Raw genomic sequence first — 22,626 nt, forward strand, 5'->3', positions numbered from 1 at the left:
CTTGCGTTTCCGACTCTATCAGATCTTTCCGATCCGATTTCCTCGGTGCTTTCCAGGTTCCCGCTTTCGCGTTTCCCTTTCCGGCGGTTCCGACTTTATCAGAACTTTCGGGCCGGTCTTACCGGCCTTCGTTTCCGATTCATCGGGAGAGTGCTTCGTCGAATTCGTTGATTCGGAGAAGCTGATAGATGTTCGCTGCTGCCCTCTGGGGTGAACCCGTCTCCAGGCAACTGTTCGAATCTACCTCCCCGCTCGCTCCGTGTCAACGGCTCTTGCGGGAACGAAGAGGACACTAGCAGCTAGCCAGGGGTGGATGCACATCAGGCGGCCGTTGGCACCGTGGCGCTGCGTTCACCGGGCTCGACGTCACCCGTGTCGCCGCCGCGCACGGCACGGCCGCCCAGAACGTAGACGTAGGCCAGGAAGGCCAGCTCGGCGACGACGCCGATGGTGATGCGGGCCCAGGTGGGCAGGCCGGACGGGGTGACGAATCCTTCGATGGCGCCGGACACGAAGAGGACGAGGGCCAGGCCGACCGCCATGCCGATGGCGGCCCGGCCCTCCTCGGCAAGGGCGATGCGCCGCGTACGGGGACCTGGGTCGATCAGGGTCCAGCCCAGGCGCAGACCGGTGCCCGCGGCGACGAACACCGCCGTCAGTTCGAGCAGACCGTGCGGGAGGACCAGTCCGAGGAAGGTGTCGAGGCGGCCGGCCGACGACATCAGACCGAAGCCGACACCGAGGTTGAGCATGTTCTGGAAGAGGATCCAGATGACGGGCAGCCCCAGGAAGACGCCCAGGATGAGGCAGAGCGCGGCGGCCCAGGCGTTGTTCGTCCACACCTGTGCTGCGAACGAGGCCGCCGGGTTGCTCGAGTAGTACGTCTCGTACTGGCCGCCGGGGCGGGTGAGCTCGCGCAGTTCGCTCGGGGCGGCGATGGTGGACTGCACCTCCGGGTGGGTGCCGATCCACCAGCCCAGGAGGGCCGCGACGGCGGTCGACAGGAGGGCGGTGGGGACCCACCAGTGGCGGGCGCGGTAGACGGCCGCAGGAAACTGCTGGGTCAGGAACCGCGTGACGTCGCGCCAGGAGGCGCGTCGGGTACCTGTCACGACACTGCGCGCGCGGGCCACCAGTTGGCTGAGTCGTCCGGTCAGCTGGGGATCGGGCGCGCTGGACTGGATCAGGGACAGGTGGGTGGCCGTGCGCTGGTAGAGGGCGACGAGTTCGTCCGTCTCCGGACCGGTCAGACGACGCCGGCGCCGGAGGAGGGCGTCGAGGCGGTCCCACTCCGCGCGGTGGGCGGAGACGAAGACGTCGAGGTCCATCGGTGTGCCTGCTCCTCGGCTATCGTCGGCGGCTCGTCGTGGATCAGCTTGTCGTACTGCGGCGCGGTGCGTCCTCAGCTTGGCAGACTGGCGGGGACGGGGGCAGTCAGGGGAAGGACGGCGGGCGTGAGCGAGCTGGTGACGGGCGAGGCCGTGGCGCTGGAGCTGCGCCCCGCGAAGCTGCCCAGCAGGGCACTGGCCGTCCTGCTCGATCTGGCGGTGGCCGTGGCCGTTTACGTGGCGGTGACCGTCGCGCTGATGGTGGCCACCGCGTCCTTGGACGTGGCCGCGCAGACCGCGCTGTCGATCGCGACCTTCGTCCTCGTACTGGTGGGCGGGCCGATCGCCGTCGAGACGCTGAGCCACGGGCGGTCGCTCGGGAAGATGGCGTGCGGGCTGCGGGTGGTGCGGGACGACGGCGGGCCGATCCGGTTCCGGCACTCGCTGGTGCGGGGCTTGATCGGGGTGATCGAGATCCTGATGACGCTCGGCGTCATCGCTTGTGTCGCCTCGCTGGTGTCGGCGCGGGGACGACGGCTCGGCGACGTGTTCGCCGGGACCCTCGTCGTGCGGGAGAGGGTGCCGTTCTCGTCGGCGGGCTTCATGCCGCCGCCTCCGCCCTGGCTGGCGGGGCGGTTCTCGGGGCTCGACCTGTCCGCGGTGCCCGATGATCTGTGGCTTGCCGTCCGTCAGTACCTGGCGCGGATGGGTCAGCTGGATCCGCGGGTCGGCTGGGCCATGGCCGAGCGGCTCGCCGCGGACGTGGCGGCGCGTACGGGGGCTCCGGTGCCGCGGGAGGTGCCGCCGCCCGCGTATCTGGCGGCGGTGCTGCAGGAACGGCAGGCCCGGGAGGCCCGGCGGGCGTTCGGCGGCGCTTTGGCGGAGGAGACGGCTGCCGGGTCGGTGCCGGTGGCTCCGGCGCCGTCCGGCCGGCCGGCCGTACCGACCGCCCCGCCATCCGTGCCGACCGCCCCGCCGGTTGCCCCGCCGTCCGCGCCGTCCGCGCCGTCGGCGCCGTCGGCGGGTGGCGGCCTCGAAGCGCCGCGGGACGTGCCGTCGGATCGCCGCTCAGGTACCGGGTTCGTGCCGCCCGCGTAGGCAGGGCAGGCCGGGCCGCTCACGGGAACACGGACGGTGGTGTCTCCAGGTCCTCCAGCTCGATCCCGGGGGCCGCGAGCACGACGTCGCCGGCGATGTGCACGGCCTGCTGCTCGCCCGTGTCCAGGGCTGTGACCTGGTATTCGTCCACGGTGAGGGGGCCGTTGTCAGTGGCGTGTGCTTCTCTGTTCAGCAAGGCCCAGGACTGGTCCACGGTGCGGGGGGCGAGGACCGGGTCGGTGAGGGCGACGAGGCGTACACGAGTGGCTGATTCCGAGGGGGTGAGGCGCAGGAGACGGGCGACGGCGACGAGGAAGGCCGGGGAGGTGCCGGTGAAGGCGTGGGCGCGCGCATTGCCTTCGGTGGCATGGATTCCGGTGGGGTCGGTCCGGACCCAGGTGACGCCGTCGATGGCGGCGCCGCGGACCTGCCAGTCGGCGGCGTGGAGTTCGAGGCGGATGGGGCGGCCGAGTTCGTCGAGGGCGAGGTCGACGGAGCCGTGGTGGTCCCCGGTGGGCGTGGTCAGCCGGGAGACGTAGCGCCAGCCGGAGGGGCCGGGTGCGCATTGGAAGTGTTCTTCTGCGAGGGGGGTGTGGTCGTGCGGATCATGGAGCGAATAACGGCCGCGGGGCATGGGTGTCCTGGATGGTGACGGGCTGGTCCGGCCGCTGACGCGGCCGCGGCGCCAATGGGGCAGGCCCCCGGCACGGGGGTGCGGGGGCCTGCCTCGGAGGAACCGGTGACTCAGTAGCGGTAGTGGTCCGCCTTGTAGGGGCCCTCGACCTTGACGCCGATGTAGTCGGCCTGCTCCGGGCGGAGCGTGGTCAGCTTGACGCCGAGGGAGTCGAGGTGGAGCCGGGCGACCTTCTCGTCCAGGTGCTTGGGCAGCACGTAGACGTCGGTCGGGTACTCGTCGGGCTTGGTGAACAGCTCGATCTGGGCCAGGGTCTGGTCCGCGAAGGAGTTGGACATCACGAACGACGGGTGGCCGGTGGCGTTGCCCAGGTTCAGCAGGCGGCCCTCGGACAGGACGATGAGCACCTTGCCGTCGGGGTAGGTCCAGGTGTGGACCTGCGGCTTGACCTCGTCCTTGACGATGCCGGGGGTCTGGGCGAGGCCGGCCATGTCGATCTCGTTGTCGAAGTGGCCGATGTTGCCGACGATGGCCTGGTGCTTCATCTTGGCCATGTCCTTGGCCATGATGATGTCCTTGTTGCCGGTCGTGGTGACGAAGATGTCGGCCTTGTCGACGACCTCGTCCAGCGTGGTGACCTGGAAGCCGTCCATCGCCGCCTGCAGGGCGCAGATCGGGTCGATCTCGGTGATGATCACGCGGGCGCCCTGGCCGCGCAGGGACTCCGCGCAGCCCTTGCCGACGTCGCCGTAGCCGCAGACGACGGCGGTCTTGCCGCCGATCAGGACGTCGGTGGCGCGGTTGATGCCGTCGATGAGGGAGTGGCGGCAGCCGTACTTGTTGTCGAACTTCGACTTGGTGACCGCGTCGTTGACGTTGATCGCCGGGAACAGGAGGGTGCCGTCGCGGTGCATCTCGTACAGGCGGTGGACGCCGGTCGTGGTCTCCTCGGTCACGCCGCGGATCTCGGACGCCAGCTGGGTCCACTTCTGCGGGCTCTCGCCGACCGTGCGGGTGAGGAGTTCGAGGATGACGCGGTGCTCGTCGGACTCGGCGGTGTCGACCGAGGGGACCTTGCCGTCCTTCTCGTACTCGACGCCCTTGTGGACGAGGAGGGTGGCGTCGCCACCGTCGTCCAGGATCATGTTCGGGCCGCCGGTGGGGGTGTTGGGCCAGGTCAGCGCCTGCTCCGTGCACCACCAGTACTCGTCGAGGGTCTCGCCCTTCCAGGCGAAGACCGGGACGCCCTGCGGGTTGTCGGGCGTGCCGTTCGGGCCGACGGCGATGGCGGCGGCCGCGTGGTCCTGGGTGGAGAAGATGTTGCAGGAGGCCCAGCGGACCTCGGCGCCGAGGGCGACCAGGGTCTCGATGAGCACGGCGGTCTGCACGGTCATGTGCAGGGAGCCGGTGACGCGGGCGCCGGCGAGCGGCTGGGCCTCGGCGTACTCCTTGCGGATCGCCATCAGGCCCGGCATCTCGTGCTCGGCGAGGGTGATCTCCTTGCGGCCGAACGCGGCCAGGGAGAGGTCGGCGACCTTGAAGTCCTGTCGGCTGTCGACAGTCGTCATTACGGGCTGCTCCTCGGGTTGGGTCGAGGTGGGTACGGCTGACCTGCGCGGCGGCGGACACAGGGGTGCCCCGAAGAGGACACAGGCATGCCCGCGTACGCGCAGCGCAGTCCGTCGGAGGCCCTCTCTCCCTCGGCCGGTCCGTCCTGGACCGCCCGACCGCCATCAGCAGCGACGTCTGGCTCCGTCCCAAGCTACACCGCGGGCGCCCGCCGTCCCCAGTCCGCCTCCGAACACTTCCGGACGTTCACGCAGGGTGATGACGGTCGCGGGGCGGTCGGTCAGTGGGCGGCAGGCGGCGCGGTCGGGCCGCCGGGGGTCGCCTCGGGGTCGGGACCCTTGGCGGCCTCGGACTCGCTGTAGATGTCCGGCTCCAGGTAGATGACGCGGGCGATCGGGACCGCCTCGCGGATACGGGACTCGGCGGCGTCGATCGCGGAGGCGATCTCGGTGGCCGTGCCGTCGTGCCGGACGGCGATCTTGGCGGCGACGAGCAGTTCCTCGGGGCCGAGGTGGAGGGTGCGCATGTGGATGATGCCGGTGACGGTGTCGCCGGCCACGGCCGCGGCCTCGATCTGCTGGACCACCTCGACGCCGGCGGCCTCGCCGAGCAGCAGGGACTTGGTCTCGACGGCGAGGACCAGCGCGATCAGGATGAGCAGGATGCCGATGCACAGGGTGCCGATGCCGTCCCAGACGCCGTCGCCGGTGAGCAGGGCGAGGCCGACGCCGCCGAGGGCGAGGATCAGGCCGACGAGGGCGCCGAGGTCCTCCAGCAGGACGACCGGCAGCTCCGGAGCCTTGGCGTGGCGGACGAACTCCTTCCAGGACTTCTTGCCGCGCAGGGGGTTGGACTCCTTGATGGCGGTCCGGAAGGAGAAGCCCTCGGCGATGATCGCGAAGACCAGGACGCCCACCGGCCAGTACCAATGCTCCAGTTCGTGCGGGTGCTTGATCTTCTCGTAGCCCTCGTAGAGGGCGAACATGCCGCCGACGGAGAAGAGCACGATGGAGACGAGGAAGGCGTAGATGTAGCGCTCGCGGCCGAAGCCGAAGGGGTGCTGCGGGGTGGCCTCGCGCTGGGCGCGCTTGCCGCCCAGGAGCAGCAGACCCTGGTTGCCGGAGTCGGCGAGGGAGTGCACGGACTCGGCGAGCATCGACGACGATCCGCTGAAGAGGAACGCCACGAATTTCGCCACCGCGATCGAGAGGTTGGCGAGCAGTGCCGCCACGATCGCCTTGGTACCGCCTGACGCGCTCATGTGTCGCGTTGTCCCTTCGCCTTCAACTGTGGCCGGCTTTGCCCCGCCTTTGCGGTGCGCCATTGTTGCAGCCCGTGCGGGCCCCGGTGTGCCGGATGCCCCGTCGGGCGCGGGTCAGACGCGCACGGTGGCCCGGAAGAGCGTGCCGGTTCCGGACACTTCGGCCTTTTCGTGCGCCGGGACGAAGACGGAGCGGCCGGGGGCCAGTTCGTGCTCGCCCGCCCGTACGGTGCCTGCCGTGCAGAGCAGGATCTGCGGGGTGGGCAGGGTGAGGTCGTGGGTGCCGGTGCCCTCGGGCAGGACGTAGCGGCTCAGGCGGAACTCGTCGGTCGGGGTGTCGTAGACCTCTTCGCCGTCGGGGGACGCCTCCGGGCGCAGGATGCCGGGGTCGCCGGCCTCGAAGCGGACGATGCGCAGGAGTTCGGGGACGTCGACGTGCTTGGGCGTGAGGCCGCAGCGCAGGACGTTGTCGGAGTTGGCCATGATCTCGACGCCGAGGCCGTTGAGGTAGGCGTGGGGGATGCCGGCGCCGAGGTAGAGGGCCTCGCCGGGCTGGAGCCGGACGTGGTTGAGCAGCATCGCGGCGAGGACGCCGGGGTCGCCCGGGTAGTGGTGGGCGATGTCGGCGTACGGCCGGTAGGCGCCGCCGAGACGGTCGCAGGCGGCCGCGGTCTCGGTGACCGTGCGGGACATCTCCTCGGGGTCGGCGGTGAGGATGGCGGTGAGGACCTCGCGCAGGGCGGCGTCCTCGGGGTGGGCGCGCAGCAGGTCGACGTACGGCTTGAGGGAGGCGACGCCGAGGCCGTCGAGCAGGTCGGCCGTGTCGGCCGGGGCGCGGAAGCCGCACAGGCCGTCGAAGTCGGTGAGGGCGCAGATCAGTTCGGGCTTGTGGTTGGCGTCCTTGTAGTTGCGGTGCGGGGCGTCCAGGGGGACGCCGCGGCGCTCCTCGTCCTCGTAACCGGCCCTGGCCTGGGCGAGGTCGGGGTGGACCTGGAGGGAGAGCGGGGCGCCGGCGGCGAGGAGCTTGAGGAGGAAGGGCAGCCGGGGGCCGAACCTGGCCACGGAGGCGGCGCCCAGTTCCTTCTCGGGGTCGGCGTCCACGACCTCGGCGAGGGTGCCCCGGCCGGTGCGGGAGGGGGCGCCGGGGTGGGCGCCCATCCACATCTCCGCCTGCGGTTCGCCGGTCGGCTCGGTCCCGAGCAGGGTCGGGATCGCGGTGGTGGAACCCCAGGCGTAGGGGCGGACGGTGTTGTCGAGGCGGTCCATGGGCTCTCTCTGCCGGTGCGTGCGTGTGCGTGGGCGATGGTGCGCCGGGGTCAGGCTCCCGAGGCGAGCGCCAGGTAAACGGCGGCGAAATCCGTGATGGCGATCAGTTCGGCGAGGGTCTCGAGTTCGCCGCCCTCTTCCGGTTCCAGCTCGCTGATCGGCGTGTCGTGGCCGAGTGCCAGCTCACGGGCGTTGGGGGCGGCGGTGAGGCCACCGGTGGGCCGGTCGCGCAGGAGCACCACGCGTGCGTGGAGGGCGGCCGGTTCCTCGACGCGGTCGCGGAAGAAGTCGTCGGGGTCGGCGCCGGCGGCGAGCCGGCCGGCGAGCAGTGCGTTGTGCGCGGCGAGCGCCTCGGGCAGGTCGGCGACGACGGCGGGGGTGCCGGACAGTTCGGCGAGGGCGGCGGCGAAGCGGCGGCCCGCGGGTCCGGCGGAGGTGCCCTCGGTCCAGACGACGGGGAGGGACTCGGCCAGCTCGGACGCCAGGGTCTTGGCGGGGTTGCTGTAGGTCACGATGGCGGGCCCGCAGCGTTCGGCGACCCGGTCGAGGCGGTCGGCGACCTTGTCGATGGCCTCGGGCGGTGCCTCGAGCAGGCCGGTGCGGTCCAGCAGCGCGAGGAGCGGCGTGAGCAGCGCCCACAGGACGCCCGGGGCGGCACCGGCGAGGGGCTCGTCGTGGTCGTAGGGGGCGGTCGCCATCGGGATGAACAGGCCGCGCGAGGCGCTCACCGCATCGTTGAGCGGGGAGCGGGCGGGGGCGACGGCGACGACCGTGCAGCCCCTGCGGTACGCCTGTTCGGCGAGGAGGGACAGGCCCGGCTCGGCGCCGTCGGGGGTGGCGATCAGCAGGAGGTCCACGGAGCCGGCCCAGCCGGGCAGTTCCCAGCGCAGGGCGCCCGCGGCGGGGGCCACGCCGGTGGGGGCGAGGCGGGTGACGGGGCTGCCCGCCCCCGCGAGGGTGCCGAGGAGGTCGGCGGCGTGGGTGGCGGCGGCGCCGGGCCCCGCGATCAGTACGGCGCGGGGGCGGCCGTCCGGCTTGAGGTTGCCGACGCCGGCCTCGGCGGCGTGCCGGGCGGCGGTGCGGACGCGGGCACCGGCCTCGGCGGCGCCGCGGAGCAGGCCGCGGCGGTCGGCCTCGGTGAGGCGCTCCGGGGCGTCGAGGAGCGATTCGTCGAGCATGGCGGCAGGTCTCCGATCGCCGGGGCGTTCGTTCGGATGCGCGGGTGCGCGGGGTCGTCGCCGGGTTGCCGGTCGCCTGGGAGGCGGTTACTCGGGGCGGCGGGCCTCGTCGACGAGGAGGACGGGGATGCCGTCGCGCACCGGGTAGGCCAGGCCGCAGTCCTGGCCGGTGCAGATCAGCTCCGCGTCCTGCTCCTTGAGGGGGGCGTGGCAGGCGGGGCAGGCGAGGATCTCCAGGAGGCCGGCTTCGAGCGGCATGGGGGTTCCCTTCGGGGGCGGTGGGGCGTGTGTGGATGTGCTGGTCAGGGTACCGCCGGGGCGGGGCTCGTGCGGGTGGCCCATCTTGAACCCGGCGTTGGTGCTGGGGAGGCGGTCGCGTGGCCCGGCGCTCGCGGGGTGCCGCTGCGCCCACCCGTGCCGCCCCAGCGGCACGACTGCCCGCAGCGGCCGGGGGGGACGGCACGACTGCCCGCCGACGGCGGGGGCGGCACGGCTGCCCGCGACTAGGCGCGGATGATCGCCAAGGCTTCGTCGCGCACCTTCGTCATCGTTGCCTCGTCGCGGGCCTCCGCGTTGAGGCGGAGCAGTGGCTCGGTGTTGGAGTGGCGGACGTTGAACCACCAGTCGGCCGAAGTGACGGTGAGGCCGTCCAGGTCGTCGACGGTGACGTCGTCGCGGCCCTCGTAGGCGGCCCGGATCGCGGCGAGGCGGGCCTGCTGGTCGTCGACAGTGGAGTTGATCTCGCCGGAGCCGGTGTAGCGGTCGTAGGCGGCGACCAGGGCGGACAGCGGGCGGTCCTGCTCGCCGAGGGCGGCGAGGACGTGGAGGGCGGCCAGCATGCCGGTGTCGGCGTTCCAGAAGTCCCGGAAATAGTAGTGCGCGGAGTGCTCGCCGCCGAAGATGGCGCCGGTCCTGGCCATCTCGGCCTTGATGAAGGAGTGGCCCACGCGCGTGCGTTCCGGTGTGCCGCCGTTCTCCCGTACGACCTCCGGGACCGACCAGGAGGTGATCAGGTTGTGGATGACCGTGCCCTTGCCGCCGTTGCGGGCCAGCTCGCGAGCGGCCACCAGGGCGGTGACGGCGGACGGGGAGACCGGCTCGCCGTCCTGGTCGACGACGAAGCAGCGGTCGGCGTCGCCGTCGAAGGCGAGGCCGAGGTCGGCGCCCTCCTCGCGGACGCGCCGCTGGAGGTCGACGAGGTTGGCCGGGTCGAGGGGGTTGGCCTCGTGGTTGGGGAAGGTGCCGTCCAGTTCGAAGTACATCGGCACCAGGTCGAGGGGCAGGCCGGCGAAGACCGTGGGGACGGTGTGGCCGCCCATGCCGTTGCCCGCGTCGACGACGACCTTGAGGGGGCGGATGCCGGTGAGGTCGACCAGGGAACGCAGGTGGGCGGCGTAGTCGGCGAGGGTGTCGCGCCGGGTGACCGTGCCGGGGCGGGCGGACGGCTCCGGGGCGCCCACCTCGCTCCAGCGTTCCACCAGGGCGCGGATCTCGGCGAGGCCGGTGTCCTGGCCGACCGGGGCGGCGCCCGCGCGGCACAGCTTGATGCCGTTGTACTGGGCCGGGTTGTGCGAGGCCGTGAACATGGCGCCCGGCAGGTTCAGCGCGCCGGAGGCGTAGTACAGCTGGTCGGTGGAGCACAGGCCGATCCCGGTCACGTCGGCGCCGCGGGCCGCCGCGCCGCGCGCGAAGGCGCCGGACAGGCCCGGGGACGAGGGCCGCATGTCGTGGCCGACCACGATGGCGCCCGCGCCGGTCAGTTCGACGAAGGCCGCGCCGAACAGCTCGGCCAGCGACTCGTCCCACTGGTCCGGGACGACACCGCGCACGTCGTACGCCTTCACGATCTGCGACAGATCAGCAGCCACGGCCAACCTTCCTGAAAGTCCTGTCGGAGCCCACAAACTACCCCGTAAGGACCGACGGGCCGCCCGGACGGTTCCCTGAGGTTCCCTGAGGTCAGGGCAGCATCCAGCCCAGGACCGCCGTGGACTGCCCGACCACGATCAGGCACATGACCAGCAGCAGGCCGAGGCTCCAGGGGAGCACCTTGCGCAGCAGGTCCCCCTCGCGGCCCGCGAGCCCGACGGCGGCGCAGGCGATGGTGAGGTTCTGCGGGGAGATCATCTTGCCGAGGACGCCGCCGGAGCTGTTGGCGGCGGCCAGCAGCTCGGGCGAGAGGCCGGACTCCCGCGCGGCGGTCACCTGGAGGGCGCCGAAGAGGGCGTTGGCGGAGGTGTCGGAGCCGGAGACGGCGACGCCGAACCAGCCGAGGACCGGGGAGAGGAAGGCGAGTCCGGCACCGGCCGCGGCGACGAAGTGGCCGATGGTGGCGGCCTGTCCGGAGAGGTTCATGACGTAGGCGAGGGCGAGGACCGAAGTGACGGTGAGGATCGCGAAGCGCAGTTCGTGGACGGTCGCGAGCCACTCCTTGAACGCCACGCGCGCGTGCACGCCGAGGACGACGGCGGTGGCCAGCCCGGCGAACAGCACGAGCGTGCCGCCGGTGGAGACGATCGGCCAGGAGAACACGTTGCCGCCGACCGGCTTGCCCTCGGGGTCGAGCACGTCCAGGAACGGCCAGTCGTAGGACTGCGTGGCCTTCGCCAGCCAGTCCTTGACCGCCGGGATCTGCGCCACGGAGAACACGGCGACGATCAGCGCGTAGGGCGCGTACGCCCGCACGACCTCACGGGGGGAGTCCCGCTCGTCCAGTTCCTCGCTGCGCGCACCGGTCAGTACGGATGCCCGTACAGGCTCGGCGGCGGGCCGGCGGGAGTGCGGTACGGCGACCAGGGCACCGGCGCCGATCAGGGCGGCGGCGATGTCGGCGAGTTGGGCGGAGACGTAGTTGGAGGCGGCGAACTGGGCGACGGCGAAGGCGACTCCGCAGGCCAACGCGGGGATCCAGGTCTCGCGCAGTCCGCGCCGCCCGTCCACCAGGGCGACCAGGAGCAGCGGTACGACGAGGGCCAGCAGGGGCGTCTGACGGCCCACCACGGAGGCGACGTCGTCCAGGGGCAGCCCGGTGACCTGGGCCAGCGTCACCACCGGGGTGCCCATCGCGCCGAAGGCGACCGGGGCGGTGTTGGCCACCAGCGAGACCACGGCGGCGCGTACGGGGTCGAAGCCGAGGGCGACGAGCATGACCGAGCAGATCGCGACGGGCGCCCCGAACCCGGCGAGGGCCTCCAGGAGGGCGCCGAAGCAGAAGGCGACGACGAGGGCCTGGATGCGGGGGTCGTCGGACAGGCGGCCGAAGGAGCGGCGCAGGATGTCGAAGTGCCGGGTGCGGACGGTCATCCGGTAGACCCACAGGGCGTTCACGACGATCCACAGGATGGGGAAGAGGCCGAAAACCGCTCCCTGCACGGCACTGGAGGCGGTCTGGTCGAGCGGCATGCCGTAGGCGAGCCAGGCGACCAGTACGGCGGCCAGGAGGCCGATGAGGCCCGCCAGGTGCGCCTTCATGCGGACGCCGCCCAGCAGCACGAGGACGATCACCAGTGGCAGGGCCGCCACCAGGGCGGACAGGCCGAGCGAACCGGCGACGGGTTCCAGTTCCTGCACGTACACGGACGCCTCCCCGGATTCCGCCATGCGAAAGCGATTTCTCGCGGCTTCCGGAATGGTCGTGTCCGCGACAACGGGGCGTCAATGGGTGTGCAGCAACGGATGTGACCGAGGCCACTACGAGTGAAGGGTGCGGGTCCCCTGAACGGGGTGAACGAGGTAAACGGGCTGAACGGGGCTCAGTTGTCCGGCGAGCGCAGCACGCGCAGGTGGCCGCGGCGCGCGACCTCCATCGGATCGGCCGTGCGTGCGCCACCGCCGGCCTCGGCCGCCCGTTCCTGGGGCCGGGCCGCCTCGCGCACCGCGTTCGCAAGCGCTTCCAGGTCGTCGCCGCTGGGGCGGGCCGGGGCGGATCCGTCGAGCAGGCGGACGACCTCCCAGCCGCGCGGGGCGGTGAGGCGCTCGGAGTGCTCGGCGCACAGGTCGTAGCAGTGGGGTTCGGCGTAGGTGGCGAGCGGGCCGAGGACCGCGGTCGAGTCGGCGTAGACGTACGTCAGCGTCGCGACGGCGGGACGGCCGCAAGCGGTGCGCGAACAGCGACGTACAGGGCTCACGATGTTGGACGGTACCGCACTCTTGAGCGGGCCGCGACGACTCTCCACCGGGTCACACCCCCGTGTCGTGGCGTGAAACGTGCTACGGCCCCCTCCGAACAGGCCCCTTTGACCTGCGCGGACCCCGGTTCCGGAGGCCCCGCGCGGCCCGGGAAGCGGTCACGACCCGATACAAACAACGACATTTGCCTTGAGTTCCACGGTCGCGGAGAGATACGGAATTGAGCCCAACCTTGGCTGGAATGGTCATCCGGCGACAAGCGGGGACGGGCCGCCGCCACGCCGCCCGCGGTGCCCGTGCGGTCGGGCACGCGGCCTCGGCGGGGACTACCCTTCACCAGTGATGGACAACCCCGTGACGCCCCGTGATGCCGGCCGCCCAGGACCCCGCCGTCGTGATCGCCACGGCCGGGGCATGCGCGGTCCGGTCGCGCCGCCGCAGGTGCCGCTCGCGGCGAGCCGTGGCGAGGTGTTCGCGGACCTGGTGCAGGACTCCGTGGAGCGCCTGGAGCGGCGCTGGCCGCAGCTCGCCGACATCGACTTCCTCGTCCTCGACGTACCGCGCCCGGCCGAGGCCGGGGAGGCCTGGAACGACGAGGCGGTCCCGCTCGGGGGCATGGTGCCCTCGCGGGACGGGCGGCGGGGGCGGGTGGTCGTCTACCGGCGGCCGGTGGAGATCCGGACCAAGGGGCGGGACGAGCGGGCGCTGCTGGTGCACGAGGTCGTCGTCGAGCAGGTCGCGGAGCTGCTCGGGCTGACGCCGGAGACGGTGGATCCCCGGTACGGGGAGGACTGAGCGGCGGAGGGCCCCGCCCCCCGCCGCCGCTACTTCTGCAGCACCGACAGGTCCTCGTCCGCGTTCGGCACCGAGACCGTGCCCCGGTCGTCGGGGAGGGTCTGGACGGTGAAGGCCGCCACGTCGTCGTCCGAACCCGTCAGGGTGCGGGACGCGTGGACGGGACCGCCCGAGACGGTCTCGACGGTCAGCGCGTAGGAGCCCTTCAGTCCGGCGGGAACCGGTGCGTCGACGTTCTGGGTGGTGCCCGCCTTGACCGTGTACGTCTTGGTCGCGGCCGTGCCGCCCTCGGTGCCCGCCGATGCCGTGACCTTGACCTTCGCCGCCTCGCCGGGCGCGGAGAGGGCCAGTGTGGTGCTCTTGGCGCGGTTGTCCGCGACGGTCGCGCGCGCACCGACCGGGTCGGAGGCCGCGATGAACGCGGACTCCTGCTCGTCGCCCTTGCCCCGCACGACCCGGACCGCGGCCACGACCGGCACGGACCGGTCCGTCGGCGTCAGCACCAGCGAACCCGCCTCGCCGCGGGTGACCTCGCCGAGGTCGACGCCGGTCGTCATACCCGCCTTGACGTGCACTGTCTCATGACCGGCGGGCGTGATCAGACCGGACGGCGAGGCGAGCCGCACCTTCAGGTCGGCGTCCGTGCCGCCGGGCGTGAACAGCACCAGGCGTACGGCGGTGGCGTCCTTCGGGATGCCCGGCAGCACCAGCTCGCCCGCCGGGTCCGCGGCCGCGGTCAGCCAGTCGCCGCCGGTCTTGTCGTCCAGGGCCTGCACCGCGGCGCCGAGCCGCCCGCTGCGCACGCCGACGTGCACGGTCAGGTCGGTCTGCTTCACGTCGCTGAGCGTGGACAGCAGGAGGGACTCGCTGCCGTGCGGCGGCACCGTGACGCCCTCCCCCACCGTGGACTTGAGGGCTCCGTCCTTGCCGTACAGCTCGATGTCGACGACGGCGGCCGAGTCGTCGGGGTTCGTCAGGTGCACGTAGTCGGTGCGGCCGGCCGCCGTGCTGGCGCCCGGGAACCAGAACTCCGTGTCCGGGGCGGCGCAGTTGACGCCCTGCAGGCCCCGGCCCGTCCCGACGGCGACCTCCGTCGTCTGCTGGACCGTCCAGCCGGGCGCGCTGCTTCCCTCGGCGGTGCCGATGAGCGCGGGGGTGTCGGCGCCGGCGGCCTTCCCGGCGGCGGGAGTGCCGGGCGCCTTGGGCTGGAGGACCGGCTTCTCCTTCCCGCCGTCCTTCTCGTCCTTCTCGTCCTTCCCGCCGTCCTTGCCGTCCTCGGTGGCGTCGGCCGACTCCGCCGTCGCGAGGGCGGCGCTGCCCTTCTCGTCGGCGCCCTGTGTGACGGGCGTGAAGGACGTGTACGCGGTCTCGGCGAGGTCGGAGGTGCTGGGCGCCGGGCACAGCAGGCTGGTGCGCTCCACGGGCAGCCGGGCGGCCGGTGCGGCCGTGTCCGTGCCGGAGTCCTCCGGGGCGGACACGGCCGCGAACCCGGTGACGGCGGCGAGCGCCGTCGCACAGGCGATCAGGGACAGGGTCGTGCGCTTCACTGCTGGCTCCCGTCGGGACGCTCACTGCCCGTGCCGTGGGGCTGCTGAGGCTGCTGGGGCTGGGAAGGGTCGTACGGCGTGTCGTATCCGCCCTGTCCGTACGCCTGGTCGTAGGCGGGGTCGTACCCGCCCTCCTGAGCCTGCGTCGGGTCGCCGTAGGCGTAGGGGTCGTACTGGCCCGTCCCGTACTGCGCGCCCTGACCGCCCTCGCCGCCGTGACCGCCCTGGTAGGTGTCCGCCTGGTACGGGTCCGCCGCCTGGTAGGGCTGCTGTCCGTACGCGCCCGGGTCGTACTGCTGGGCGCCCTGGTACTGCTCACCGCCGTAGGAGCCGTCGTAGGAGCCGTAACCGGCGCCGGTGTAGCCCGTCGTGTCCCATTCGCCGTACGCCTGCTGCTGCGGGACCGGCACCGGGGCCTGCGCCGGCGGCTCGGGCACCTCGGTGGCGTCGCCCGCTGCCTCGGGGCCCGGCTCCGCCTCCGCGAAGGCCCCGGCCCCGGCCTCGATCTCGACCTCGGCTTCGGCTTCGGCTTCGGCCTGGGCCCGCAGTCGCCGGGCCCGGCGTCCTTCGCCCTCGACGGGCTGGGCGGGGACGAGCGGCTCGTCGGGCAGGTCGTCGTCGACGTCGCGGCGCCTGCCGGGCAGGGCGAGGACGACCAGGACGACGGCGAGGAGTCCCTGGGCCCACAGCCAGGCCGTGTGCGTGAACGGGTCGTCGTAGGTGACGTCCAGCCGGCCGCCGGAGGCGGGGAGTTCGAAGCCCTGGGCCCAGCCGTCGACCGTGGTGCGGGCCAGCGGCTTGCCGTCCAGGGTGGCCGTCCAGCCCTCGGCGGCGGTGTCGGCGAGCCGCAGCACGCGGCCCTCGGCGCCCGCCTCGATGTCGGTGTGGATCTCCACAGGTCCGGCCGCCACGGGCTCGGGCTCGCCGCCACCGGACTTCCCGGCTCCGGCCTTGTCGCCGGACACGATGGTCGCGCGCGCGACCTCCTGGTCCACCCGCCACAGTCCGCTGCCGTCCTGCTGGCTGAGCCTGCTCAGTCCGGGCGTGGCGTCCAGCACGCGGGTGACCTCGCGGGGGGCGCCCTTGTGCACGAGCACGTAGCGCACGGCGAACCCGCCGAGCTGGTCGGCCTGGTCGGCGCCGGAGCCGGCCACCAGGTTGGCGACGACCTTGTCCAGCGTGCCGTTCCCGCCGTCGCCGGAGGCCAGTTCGCCGTCGCCGAGGCGGGCGCCGGAGCCGCGCACCAGCATGTAGCCCACGTGCGCGGCGGAGTCGCTGTCGAGGACGAGGGTGCGGGCCTGGTCGCGGGTGTGGCTCTCCTCGGCGACGAACGCGGGCACCTGCACGGGATCGCGGCGCTCCACGGGGCCGTCGGCGCCGCCGAACATCCAGCCGGCGGCGGCGATCAGCGGGCCGAGTGCCGAGGCGAGGGCGATCAGGGCGGCGACCGGCTGGCGCCAGCCGAAGCTCTGCTCGGCCACGCGGAAGCGCGCCCCGTCGGCGCCCAGGGTCGCGGCGGACAGCAGGGCGATGCCGTACACGAGGGTGGCGGGGCCGGCCCAGGCGGACCGGTTCGACAGCACCGCGAAGACCAGGGCGACCAGGGCGACGGCCCAGGCGGTCCGGACGCCCAACTGCCGCTCGGAGCGCAGCAGGGCGGCCAGCGCGGCCAGCACGATGCCGAGGAGGAGCAGCCCGCCCACCGTGCCGGGGCCGCCGGGGCTGGCGCCGAGCAGGTCGAGGGCGGAGGCGGCCGAGGAGCCGTACTCGAGCCCGGCCTCGTCGAAGAAGCCGAACGGCAGCAGCGACAGCGACCAGGGGGCGAGCAGCAGCAGCGGGGTGCCGAGCTGGGCGAGGAAGCGCGGCCCGTACGCCGTGATCTCGCCGCGGCGCAGGGCGAGCACCCCGATGCCGAGGACCAGCGCGACGGGCCACACGACGGGCGTGAAGGCGGTGGTGACGGTGAGGAGCAGGGCGTACGCCCAGGTGGCGCGCCAGCTGCCGCGGGCACCCGAGGAGCCGGACAGGCCGGCCGCCGCGACGCCCGCGCGCGCGATGAGCGGCAGCAGTACGGCGAGGACGGCGGTGCCGATGCGGCCGCCGGCGAGCGCGCCGGTGGCGGCGGGCAGGAAAGCGTAGGCGACGGCGGCCCAGGCGCGCAGCAGCCGGGACGGGACCAGCGGGCGGGAGGCGAAGTAGGCGGTGGCACCGGCCAGGGGCACCGAGCAGACCATCAGCAGGGTGACGGCGAGTCCGGTGGAGCCGAGCAGCAGGGACGCGACGGTGGCGACGATCGCCAGGTAGGGCGGTGCGGAGGCGGTGCCGCCGGTGCCCACCGTGTGCCAGGCGTCCACGTACCGCGACCACAGCTCACCGGCGCCGGCCGGTGCGGGCAGCAGCGCGCCGCCCGCCAGGGCGCCGCCGCCGAGCAGCGCCCGGCAGGCGGCCAGTGAGACCAGCAGCAGCACCAGGAAGAGCACCGGTCCTGGCTTGCGGGCGATGCGCTTGAGGCGGGCGAACTGCTCGATCTCCAGGAAGTCGGCGTCGTCGCCGCCCGGTCCGGACTCGATGCCTCCGCCGTGCCGTCCGGCGCCCGCGGCGGCCTCGGCGTCGGAGCTGCCGAAGAGGTCGCCCGCGACCTGCTCGACGGTGGCCCGGACGGTCGCGCCCGGGGGCGGGAACAGGGGCCGCAGTTCGTCCTTCTCGACCTGCGGGCGGCCGCGTTCGCGACGGCCCGCGATGATCCGCTCGGGCCGCAGCAGGACGCCCAGCAGGCCCCGGATCTCGTCGAGGGCCTGGCCGGGGACCTTGCCGACGAGGTAGGCGACGGTGCGCAGCAGCGTGCCGAGGACGACGCGCAGCAGCACCCACGGCAGGACGGCGGTGCGGACGTTGACCAGGAGGGTGTGGACGGCACCGGCCTTGTCCACCTTGTGCGGTGAGGCGGTGGTGCGCCCCGCGCAGTCGACGGCGCGGCGTTCGCGCGAGGCCGCCTCGGCGTGCCGGACGACCGCCTCCGGGGCGACGAGGACACGCAGTCCGGCGGCGTGCGCGCGCCAGCACAGGTCGACGTCGTCGCGCATCAGGGGCAGCCTGCGGTCGAATCCGCCGAGCCGCTCGAAGACGTCGCGCCGGATCAGCATGCCGGCGGTGGACACCGACAGCACGGTCCTGACGTGGTCGTGCTGGCCCTGGTCCTGCTCGCGACGGTCCAGGCCGGTCCAGCGGCGGCCGGAGTTGGCGATGGAGACGCCGACCTCCAGCAACTGCCTGCGGTCGTACCAGCCGCGCAGCTTGGGGCCGACGACGGCGACGTCGTCGCGGCCGAGTTCGTACTCGGTGTCCACGACGCGCAGCAGTTGGGCGAGGGCGTCGGGTTCGGGGGCGCAGTCGTCGTGCAGCAGCCACAGCCACTGGACGGGCTCTCCGTGGGGCAGCTCCGGCATGTCGTAGGCGTCGTCGCGCCAGGAGCGGGTGACGGGGTCCCAGCCGCTGGGCCGCCTCAGGTACGGCAGGTCCTCGGGGGTGAGGACGGGGGCGGTGCGGGTGGCCTCCTCCACGGCCTGGCCGAAGCCGGTGCGCCGGGCGAGGTGGAGAACGCGGTCGTCGCCGAGGGCTTCGGCGACCAGCCGGGAGGAGTCGTCGGCGCTGCCGGTGTCGGCGGCCACGGCGTACTGGACGGGGCGCTCCTGGCCCAGCAGCCCGGCGAGCGCGTCGGGCAGCCAGCGGGCTCCGTCATGGGCGACGAGGACCGCGGTCACCACGTGACGCGGGAACTCAGGTGTGGCAGCGAGGTCTTGCTGGGCTGCCGTGTGACTCTGCACGGACATCGAGGTACGGGCCCCGGTTCGGTGGACTGCGGTGGACGCCCGTGCCCGTTGAGGGTGGCGGGGCGTCTCGGACGAGCGCCCACACTATCGGCTGGGCAGCAAGAGGGCCCGCCGCCTGTGGACAACCCACCCGCGACGGGCCGTTCTCGCTGTTCGGGCCGTTTCTGCCGCTGCGTCGGGCGGCGCTTTCAGACCGCGGCCTTCTTGAGCCGGCGGCGTTCCCTCTCGGACAGGCCGCCCCAGATGCCGAAGCGCTCGTCGTTGGCAAGGGCGTACTCGAGGCATTCGGAGCGGACCTCACAGGCGAGGCAGACCTTCTTGGCCTCGCGGGTGGAGCCGCCCTTCTCGGGGAAGAAGGACTCGGGGTCGGTCTGGGCGCACAGTGCGCGCTCCTGCCAGCCGAGTTCCTCGTCCGCGTCGTCGACCAGCAGTTGCTGCACCAGCTCGGTCATGTGCGCCCCTCGTCTGTCTTTCGCGTCCCCGTGATCTAGCCGTTACCGATTCCGGCTGAACGACACGAGTGAAATTACAAGTGTGCTGCTCCGGGCGAGTCAAGCCGAGATCTGCTATTGGGCCTCTTATTCACTCTGCGGAACCAAGCCCGTGCAGTAAGTGTTCAAATCGCCATAAACTTCGACATACCGATGAGGCCCACCGGGACACCTGTCCCGATTCACACCCGCACCAGGAAGGACGCCCCGGCGTTCGATCCCGTTCCGATACACGCGCCGAAGCGAACCTGATCACATTCGGATCACGGGATCGCAACGGGGGTTGTGCGCCCGGCTTGTGCGCCATGTGTCCCGGAAGCCGGCTGAGCAAACCTTTCGGCAGGACGATCAACCGGATGAGGTGAAACATGTCCCACATAACGGTCATCGAGTTGACAGTGCCTGTGTGAACCGCTGTCCTTGGGGGCATGCTCGCGAACTTGGCGCTCGCCTCGACCCGCATCGCCGGGTCCCACGGTGCTGCCCGCGCTCGCTGTAGCTGTTGCCGCTGTTCCAGCTGTTGAGCCAACCGCGCTCCGGCTGTCCCCGAGTCCACGCGACTCGACTGCTCCGTTCCCGCCCCACCAGGGCGTGCTTCGTCCTCGCTCCGCTCAGCCGCACTCTTCCGTTGAGGAACCACCGCACCCATGAACAGCGACAGCGACCTCCAGATCGCCGGCGACATCCTCGAAGTCCCCCACCTGCTGCAGGCTCCGCGCGAGCACCCGGTCACCGTCGCCGAGTTCGCCGGTCTGCTCCGCGCGGTCGCCGCCGACCGCGCCGAGTGGGGCCACCTCGTCCGGTACGACGCGACGACCCGCTGGTACCACCGGCTGCGCACCGGCCCCGGGTACGAGGTCTGGCTGCTGTCCTGGGTGCCGGGACAGGGCAGCGGACGCCACGACCACGGTCCCTCCTCCGGCGTGTGGACGGTCCTGGAGGGCACTCTCACCGAGCACACGGAGCGCGGCACGCGCGCGTTGGACGCCGGTACGCAGCGCGTGTTCGCGCCGGGGTACGTGCACGAGGTGGTCAACGACGCGCTGGAGCCTGCGGTCAGCCTGCACGTCTACTACCCGGGCCTGACCGAGATGCCCATGCACTCCCCGCAGTGCTCGGCCGCCGCGGTGACGACCGGCTGACGCGGTGACGACTGGCTGACGCACTGTCGTACCCGCCTGCAAGACTGGGGCCATGCGCATTGTGGTTCTGGCAGGCGGCATCGGTGGTGCCCGGTTCCTGCGTGGTCTCAGGCAGGCCGCGCCGGACGCGGACATCACGGTCATCGGCAACACCGGGGACGACATCCACCTCTTCGGGCTGAAGGTCTGCCCGGACCTCGACACGGTGATGTACACGCTCGGCGGCGGCATCAACGAGGAGCAGGGCTGGGGTCGCGCCGACGAGACCTTCCACCTCAAGGAGGAACTGGCGGCGTACGGCGTCGGCCCCGAGTGGTTCGGCCTCGGCGACCGCGACTTCGCCACGCACATCGTGCGGACGCAGATGATCACCGCGGGTTTTCCGCTGAGCGCGGTGACCGAGGCGCTGTGCGACCGCTGGAAGCCCGGTGTGCGGCTGATCCCGATGACCGACGACCGCGTGGAGACGCATGTCGCGGTCGAGCTGGACGGGGAGCGCAAGGCGGTCCACTTCCAGGAGTACTGGGTGCGGCTGCGCGCCTCCGTGCCCGCCGAGGCGGTCGTGCCGGTCGGCGCCGAGCAGGCCAAGCCGGCCCCCGGCGTCCTGGAGGCCATCGGGGAGGCGGACGTGATCCTCTTCCCGCCGTCCAACCCGGTCGTCTCCATCGGCACGATCCTCGCCGTGCCCGGCATCCGCGAGGCGATCGCCGACGCCGGGGTGCCGGTGGTGGGCCTCTCCCCCATCGTCGGCGACGCACCCGTGCGCGGGATGGCCGACAAGGTGCTCGCCGCGGTCGGCGTGGAGTCCACGGCCGCCGCGGTCGCCGAGCACTACGGCTCGGGCCTGCTCGACGGCTGGCTGGTCGACACGGTCGACGCGGACGCCGTCACCCGGGTCAGGGCGGCCGGCGTCCTCTGCCGCGCCGTACCGCTGATGATGACCGACCTCGACGCGACGGCCCAGATGGCCCGGGAGGCGCTGACGCTGGCGGCGGAGGTGCGGGAGGCATGAGCGACGAGAAGCGCGACGACGCTCCCGGCCGCCGGGGCGGCGACCGGGACGGCTACCGGGTGTGGGCCCTGCCCGGACTGCCCGAGGTGCGGCCCGGCGACGACCTGGCCAAGCTGATCGCGGCCGCCGAGCCCGCGCTGGCCGACGGGGACGTGCTGCTCGTCACGTCCAAGATCGTGTCCAAGGCCGAGGGCCGGGTCGTCGAGGCCGCCGACCGGGAGGCCGCCATCGACGCCGAGACGGTACGGGTGGTGGCCCGGCGCGGCCCGCTGCGCATCGTCGAGAACCGCCAGGGCCTGGTCATGGCGGCCGCGGGCGTCGACGCCTCCAACACCCCGGCCGGGACCGTGCTGCTGCTCCCCGAGGACCCCGACGCCTCCGCGCGCGGCATCCGCGAGGGACTTCGCGACACGCTCGGCGTGGACGTCGGCGTCGTCGTCACCGACACCTTCGGGCGCCCCTGGCGGGCCGGGCTCACCGACGTGGCGATCGGTGCCGCGGGCGTCCGCGTCCTCGACGACCTGCGCGGCGGCACGGACGCGCACGGCAATCCGCTCGGCGCCACCGTCGTCGCCACCGCGGACGAGCTGGCCGCGGCGGGCGACCTGGTCAAGGGCAAGGCCGCGGGCCTGCCCGTCGCCGTCCTGCGCGGGCTGCCGCAGGTAGTCGCCGAGGACGACGGCGAGGGCGCGCGGGCGCTGGTGCGCGGCGCGCGCGACGACATGTTCCGCCTCGGCACCTCGGAGGCGGTACGCCAGGCGGTCAACCAGCGCCGTACGGTGCGGGCCTTCACGGACGAGCCGGTCGATCCCGGTGCCGTACGGCGGGCGGTGGCCGCGGCGGTGACCGCACCGGCGCCGCACCACACGACGCCGTGGCGGTTCGTGCTCCTGGAGTCCCAGGAGACCCGCACCCGGCTCCTCGACGCGATGCGCGACGCCTGGATCGCGGACCTGCGGCGCGACGGCAAGAGCGAGGAGTCCGTCGCCAAGCGCGTGCGGCGCGGCGACGTCCTGCGCAACGCGCCCTACCTCGTCGTCCCCTGCCTGGTCATGGACGGCTCGCACACCTACGGGGACGTGCGCCGCGACGCGGCCGAGCGGGAGATGTTCGTGGTCGCCACCGGCGCGGGGGTGCAGAACCTGCTCGTCGCGCTCGCCGGGGAGCGGCTGGGCTCCGCGTGGGTGTCCTCGACGATGTTCTGCCGGGACGTGGTGCGGGAGGTGCTGGGGCTGCCGGGCGACTGGGACCCGATGGGGGCGGTGGCGGTCGGCCATCCCGCCGAGGAGCCGAAGGCCCGGCCGGAGCGGGACGCGGAGGCGTTCGTCGAGGTGCGGTGAGCCCTCT

The 22,626-nt window shown here is 72.8% G+C and carries 18 protein-coding genes; 5 read left to right on the forward strand and 13 right to left on the reverse strand.

The genetic code is table 11. The annotated features are described in order from the left end of the window. Window positions 1–320: 320 nt before the first annotated feature. On the reverse strand, window positions 321–1,328 hold the full coding sequence (locus ACH4D3_RS30200) for a stage II sporulation protein M (protein WP_398328483.1): 1,008 nt from the start codon (window positions 1,326–1,328) through the stop codon (window positions 321–323). A 126-nt stretch (window positions 1,329–1,454) separates the two neighbouring features. Here ACH4D3_RS30200 and ACH4D3_RS30205 point away from each other — a divergent pair, with 126 nt between their 5' ends. Further along, a complete protein-coding gene (locus ACH4D3_RS30205) occupies window positions 1,455–2,426 on the forward strand; it encodes an RDD family protein (protein ID WP_398328486.1) in 972 nt (323 codons plus the stop codon). Between the two features lie 19 nt (window positions 2,427–2,445). Here ACH4D3_RS30205 and ACH4D3_RS30210 read toward each other — a convergent pair whose 3' ends face one another. The 9 genes from ACH4D3_RS30210 to ACH4D3_RS30250 form a co-directional block, all read right to left on the reverse strand. Beyond that, window positions 2,446–3,060 carry a hypothetical protein gene (locus ACH4D3_RS30210; protein ID WP_398328489.1) on the reverse strand — a complete coding sequence of 205 codons (615 nt, stop codon included), beginning with the start codon at window positions 3,058–3,060 and terminating at the stop codon, window positions 2,446–2,448. Between the two features lie 110 nt (window positions 3,061–3,170). After that, complete coding sequence (gene ahcY / locus ACH4D3_RS30215; protein ID WP_398328492.1) at window positions 3,171–4,628, reverse strand: adenosylhomocysteinase; 1,458 nt, start codon at window positions 4,626–4,628, stop codon at window positions 3,171–3,173. A 281-nt stretch (window positions 4,629–4,909) separates the two neighbouring features. Next, complete coding sequence (locus ACH4D3_RS30220) at window positions 4,910–5,890, reverse strand: cation diffusion facilitator family transporter (RefSeq protein WP_398328495.1); 981 nt, start codon at window positions 5,888–5,890, stop codon at window positions 4,910–4,912. A 114-nt stretch (window positions 5,891–6,004) separates the two neighbouring features. Then, the gene (gene manA, locus ACH4D3_RS30225; protein ID WP_398328498.1) at window positions 6,005–7,156 is read right to left on the reverse strand and encodes a mannose-6-phosphate isomerase, class I; all 1,152 of its coding nucleotides are present in this window, start codon (window positions 7,154–7,156) and stop codon (window positions 6,005–6,007) included. 50 nt (window positions 7,157–7,206) lie between these two features. Next, a complete protein-coding gene (locus ACH4D3_RS30230) occupies window positions 7,207–8,334 on the reverse strand; it encodes an SIS domain-containing protein (RefSeq protein WP_398328501.1) in 1,128 nt (375 codons plus the stop codon). Between the two features lie 87 nt (window positions 8,335–8,421). After that, window positions 8,422–8,592 carry a Trm112 family protein gene (locus ACH4D3_RS30235; RefSeq protein WP_007450268.1) on the reverse strand — a complete coding sequence of 57 codons (171 nt, stop codon included), beginning with the start codon at window positions 8,590–8,592 and terminating at the stop codon, window positions 8,422–8,424. A 245-nt stretch (window positions 8,593–8,837) separates the two neighbouring features. Beyond that, window positions 8,838–10,202 (reverse strand): phosphomannomutase/phosphoglucomutase, encoded by a 1,365-nt coding sequence (locus tag ACH4D3_RS30240; protein WP_398328505.1) that lies wholly within the window; start codon window positions 10,200–10,202, stop codon window positions 8,838–8,840. 91 nt (window positions 10,203–10,293) lie between these two features. Further along, window positions 10,294–11,910 carry an L-lactate permease gene (locus ACH4D3_RS30245; protein WP_398329043.1) on the reverse strand — a complete coding sequence of 539 codons (1,617 nt, stop codon included), beginning with the start codon at window positions 11,908–11,910 and terminating at the stop codon, window positions 10,294–10,296. 176 nt (window positions 11,911–12,086) lie between these two features. Then, complete coding sequence (locus ACH4D3_RS30250) at window positions 12,087–12,509, reverse strand: DUF3499 domain-containing protein (protein ID WP_102928736.1); 423 nt, start codon at window positions 12,507–12,509, stop codon at window positions 12,087–12,089. Window positions 12,510–12,804: 295 nt separating this feature from the next. On the opposite strand from ACH4D3_RS30250, the gene ACH4D3_RS30255 reads away from it, so the two are divergent. After that, window positions 12,805–13,257: a metallopeptidase family protein gene (locus ACH4D3_RS30255; protein WP_063628643.1), complete on the forward strand. Its 453-nt coding sequence runs from the start codon at window positions 12,805–12,807 to the stop codon at window positions 13,255–13,257. A 29-nt stretch (window positions 13,258–13,286) separates the two neighbouring features. Here ACH4D3_RS30255 and ACH4D3_RS30260 read toward each other — a convergent pair whose 3' ends face one another. The 3 genes from ACH4D3_RS30260 to ACH4D3_RS30270 all read right to left on the reverse strand — a co-directional run bounded on the left by ACH4D3_RS30260 (window position 13,287) and on the right by ACH4D3_RS30270 (window position 19,086). Further along, window positions 13,287–14,804, reverse strand: a complete 1,518-nt coding sequence (locus tag ACH4D3_RS30260) for a DUF5719 family protein (protein ID WP_398328508.1) — start codon at window positions 14,802–14,804, stop codon at window positions 13,287–13,289. Then, window positions 14,801–18,634 carry a glycosyltransferase gene (locus ACH4D3_RS30265; protein WP_398328511.1) on the reverse strand — a complete coding sequence of 1,278 codons (3,834 nt, stop codon included), beginning with the start codon at window positions 18,632–18,634 and terminating at the stop codon, window positions 14,801–14,803. Before ACH4D3_RS30265 ends, ACH4D3_RS30260 begins: the two co-directional genes overlap by 4 nt. A 188-nt stretch (window positions 18,635–18,822) precedes the next feature. Continuing rightward, window positions 18,823–19,086: a WhiB family transcriptional regulator gene (locus ACH4D3_RS30270; RefSeq protein ID WP_003975777.1), complete on the reverse strand. Its 264-nt coding sequence runs from the start codon at window positions 19,084–19,086 to the stop codon at window positions 18,823–18,825. A gap of 686 nt (window positions 19,087–19,772) precedes the next feature. Here ACH4D3_RS30270 and ACH4D3_RS30275 point away from each other — a divergent pair. The 3 genes from ACH4D3_RS30275 to ACH4D3_RS30285 are packed head-to-tail and all read left to right on the forward strand — an operon-like array spanning window position 19,773 to window position 22,619. Further along, window positions 19,773–20,267, forward strand: a complete 495-nt coding sequence (locus ACH4D3_RS30275) for a cysteine dioxygenase (RefSeq protein ID WP_398328514.1) — start codon at window positions 19,773–19,775, stop codon at window positions 20,265–20,267. 52 nt (window positions 20,268–20,319) lie between these two features. Further along, window positions 20,320–21,279, forward strand: a complete 960-nt coding sequence (cofD, locus tag ACH4D3_RS30280; RefSeq protein WP_398328517.1) for a 2-phospho-L-lactate transferase — start codon at window positions 20,320–20,322, stop codon at window positions 21,277–21,279. Beyond that, entirely contained in the window at window positions 21,276–22,619 is a 1,344-nt protein-coding gene (locus ACH4D3_RS30285; protein ID WP_398328520.1) for a coenzyme F420-0:L-glutamate ligase, read from the forward strand. The genes cofD and ACH4D3_RS30285 overlap by 4 nt, the downstream gene beginning before the upstream one ends. The last annotated feature ends 7 nt before the right edge of the window (window positions 22,620–22,626 follow it).

Source organism: Streptomyces sp. NPDC018026 (assembly GCF_044327745.1).
Classification (GTDB): Bacteria; Actinomycetota; Actinomycetes; order Streptomycetales; family Streptomycetaceae; genus Streptomyces; species Streptomyces rubrogriseus.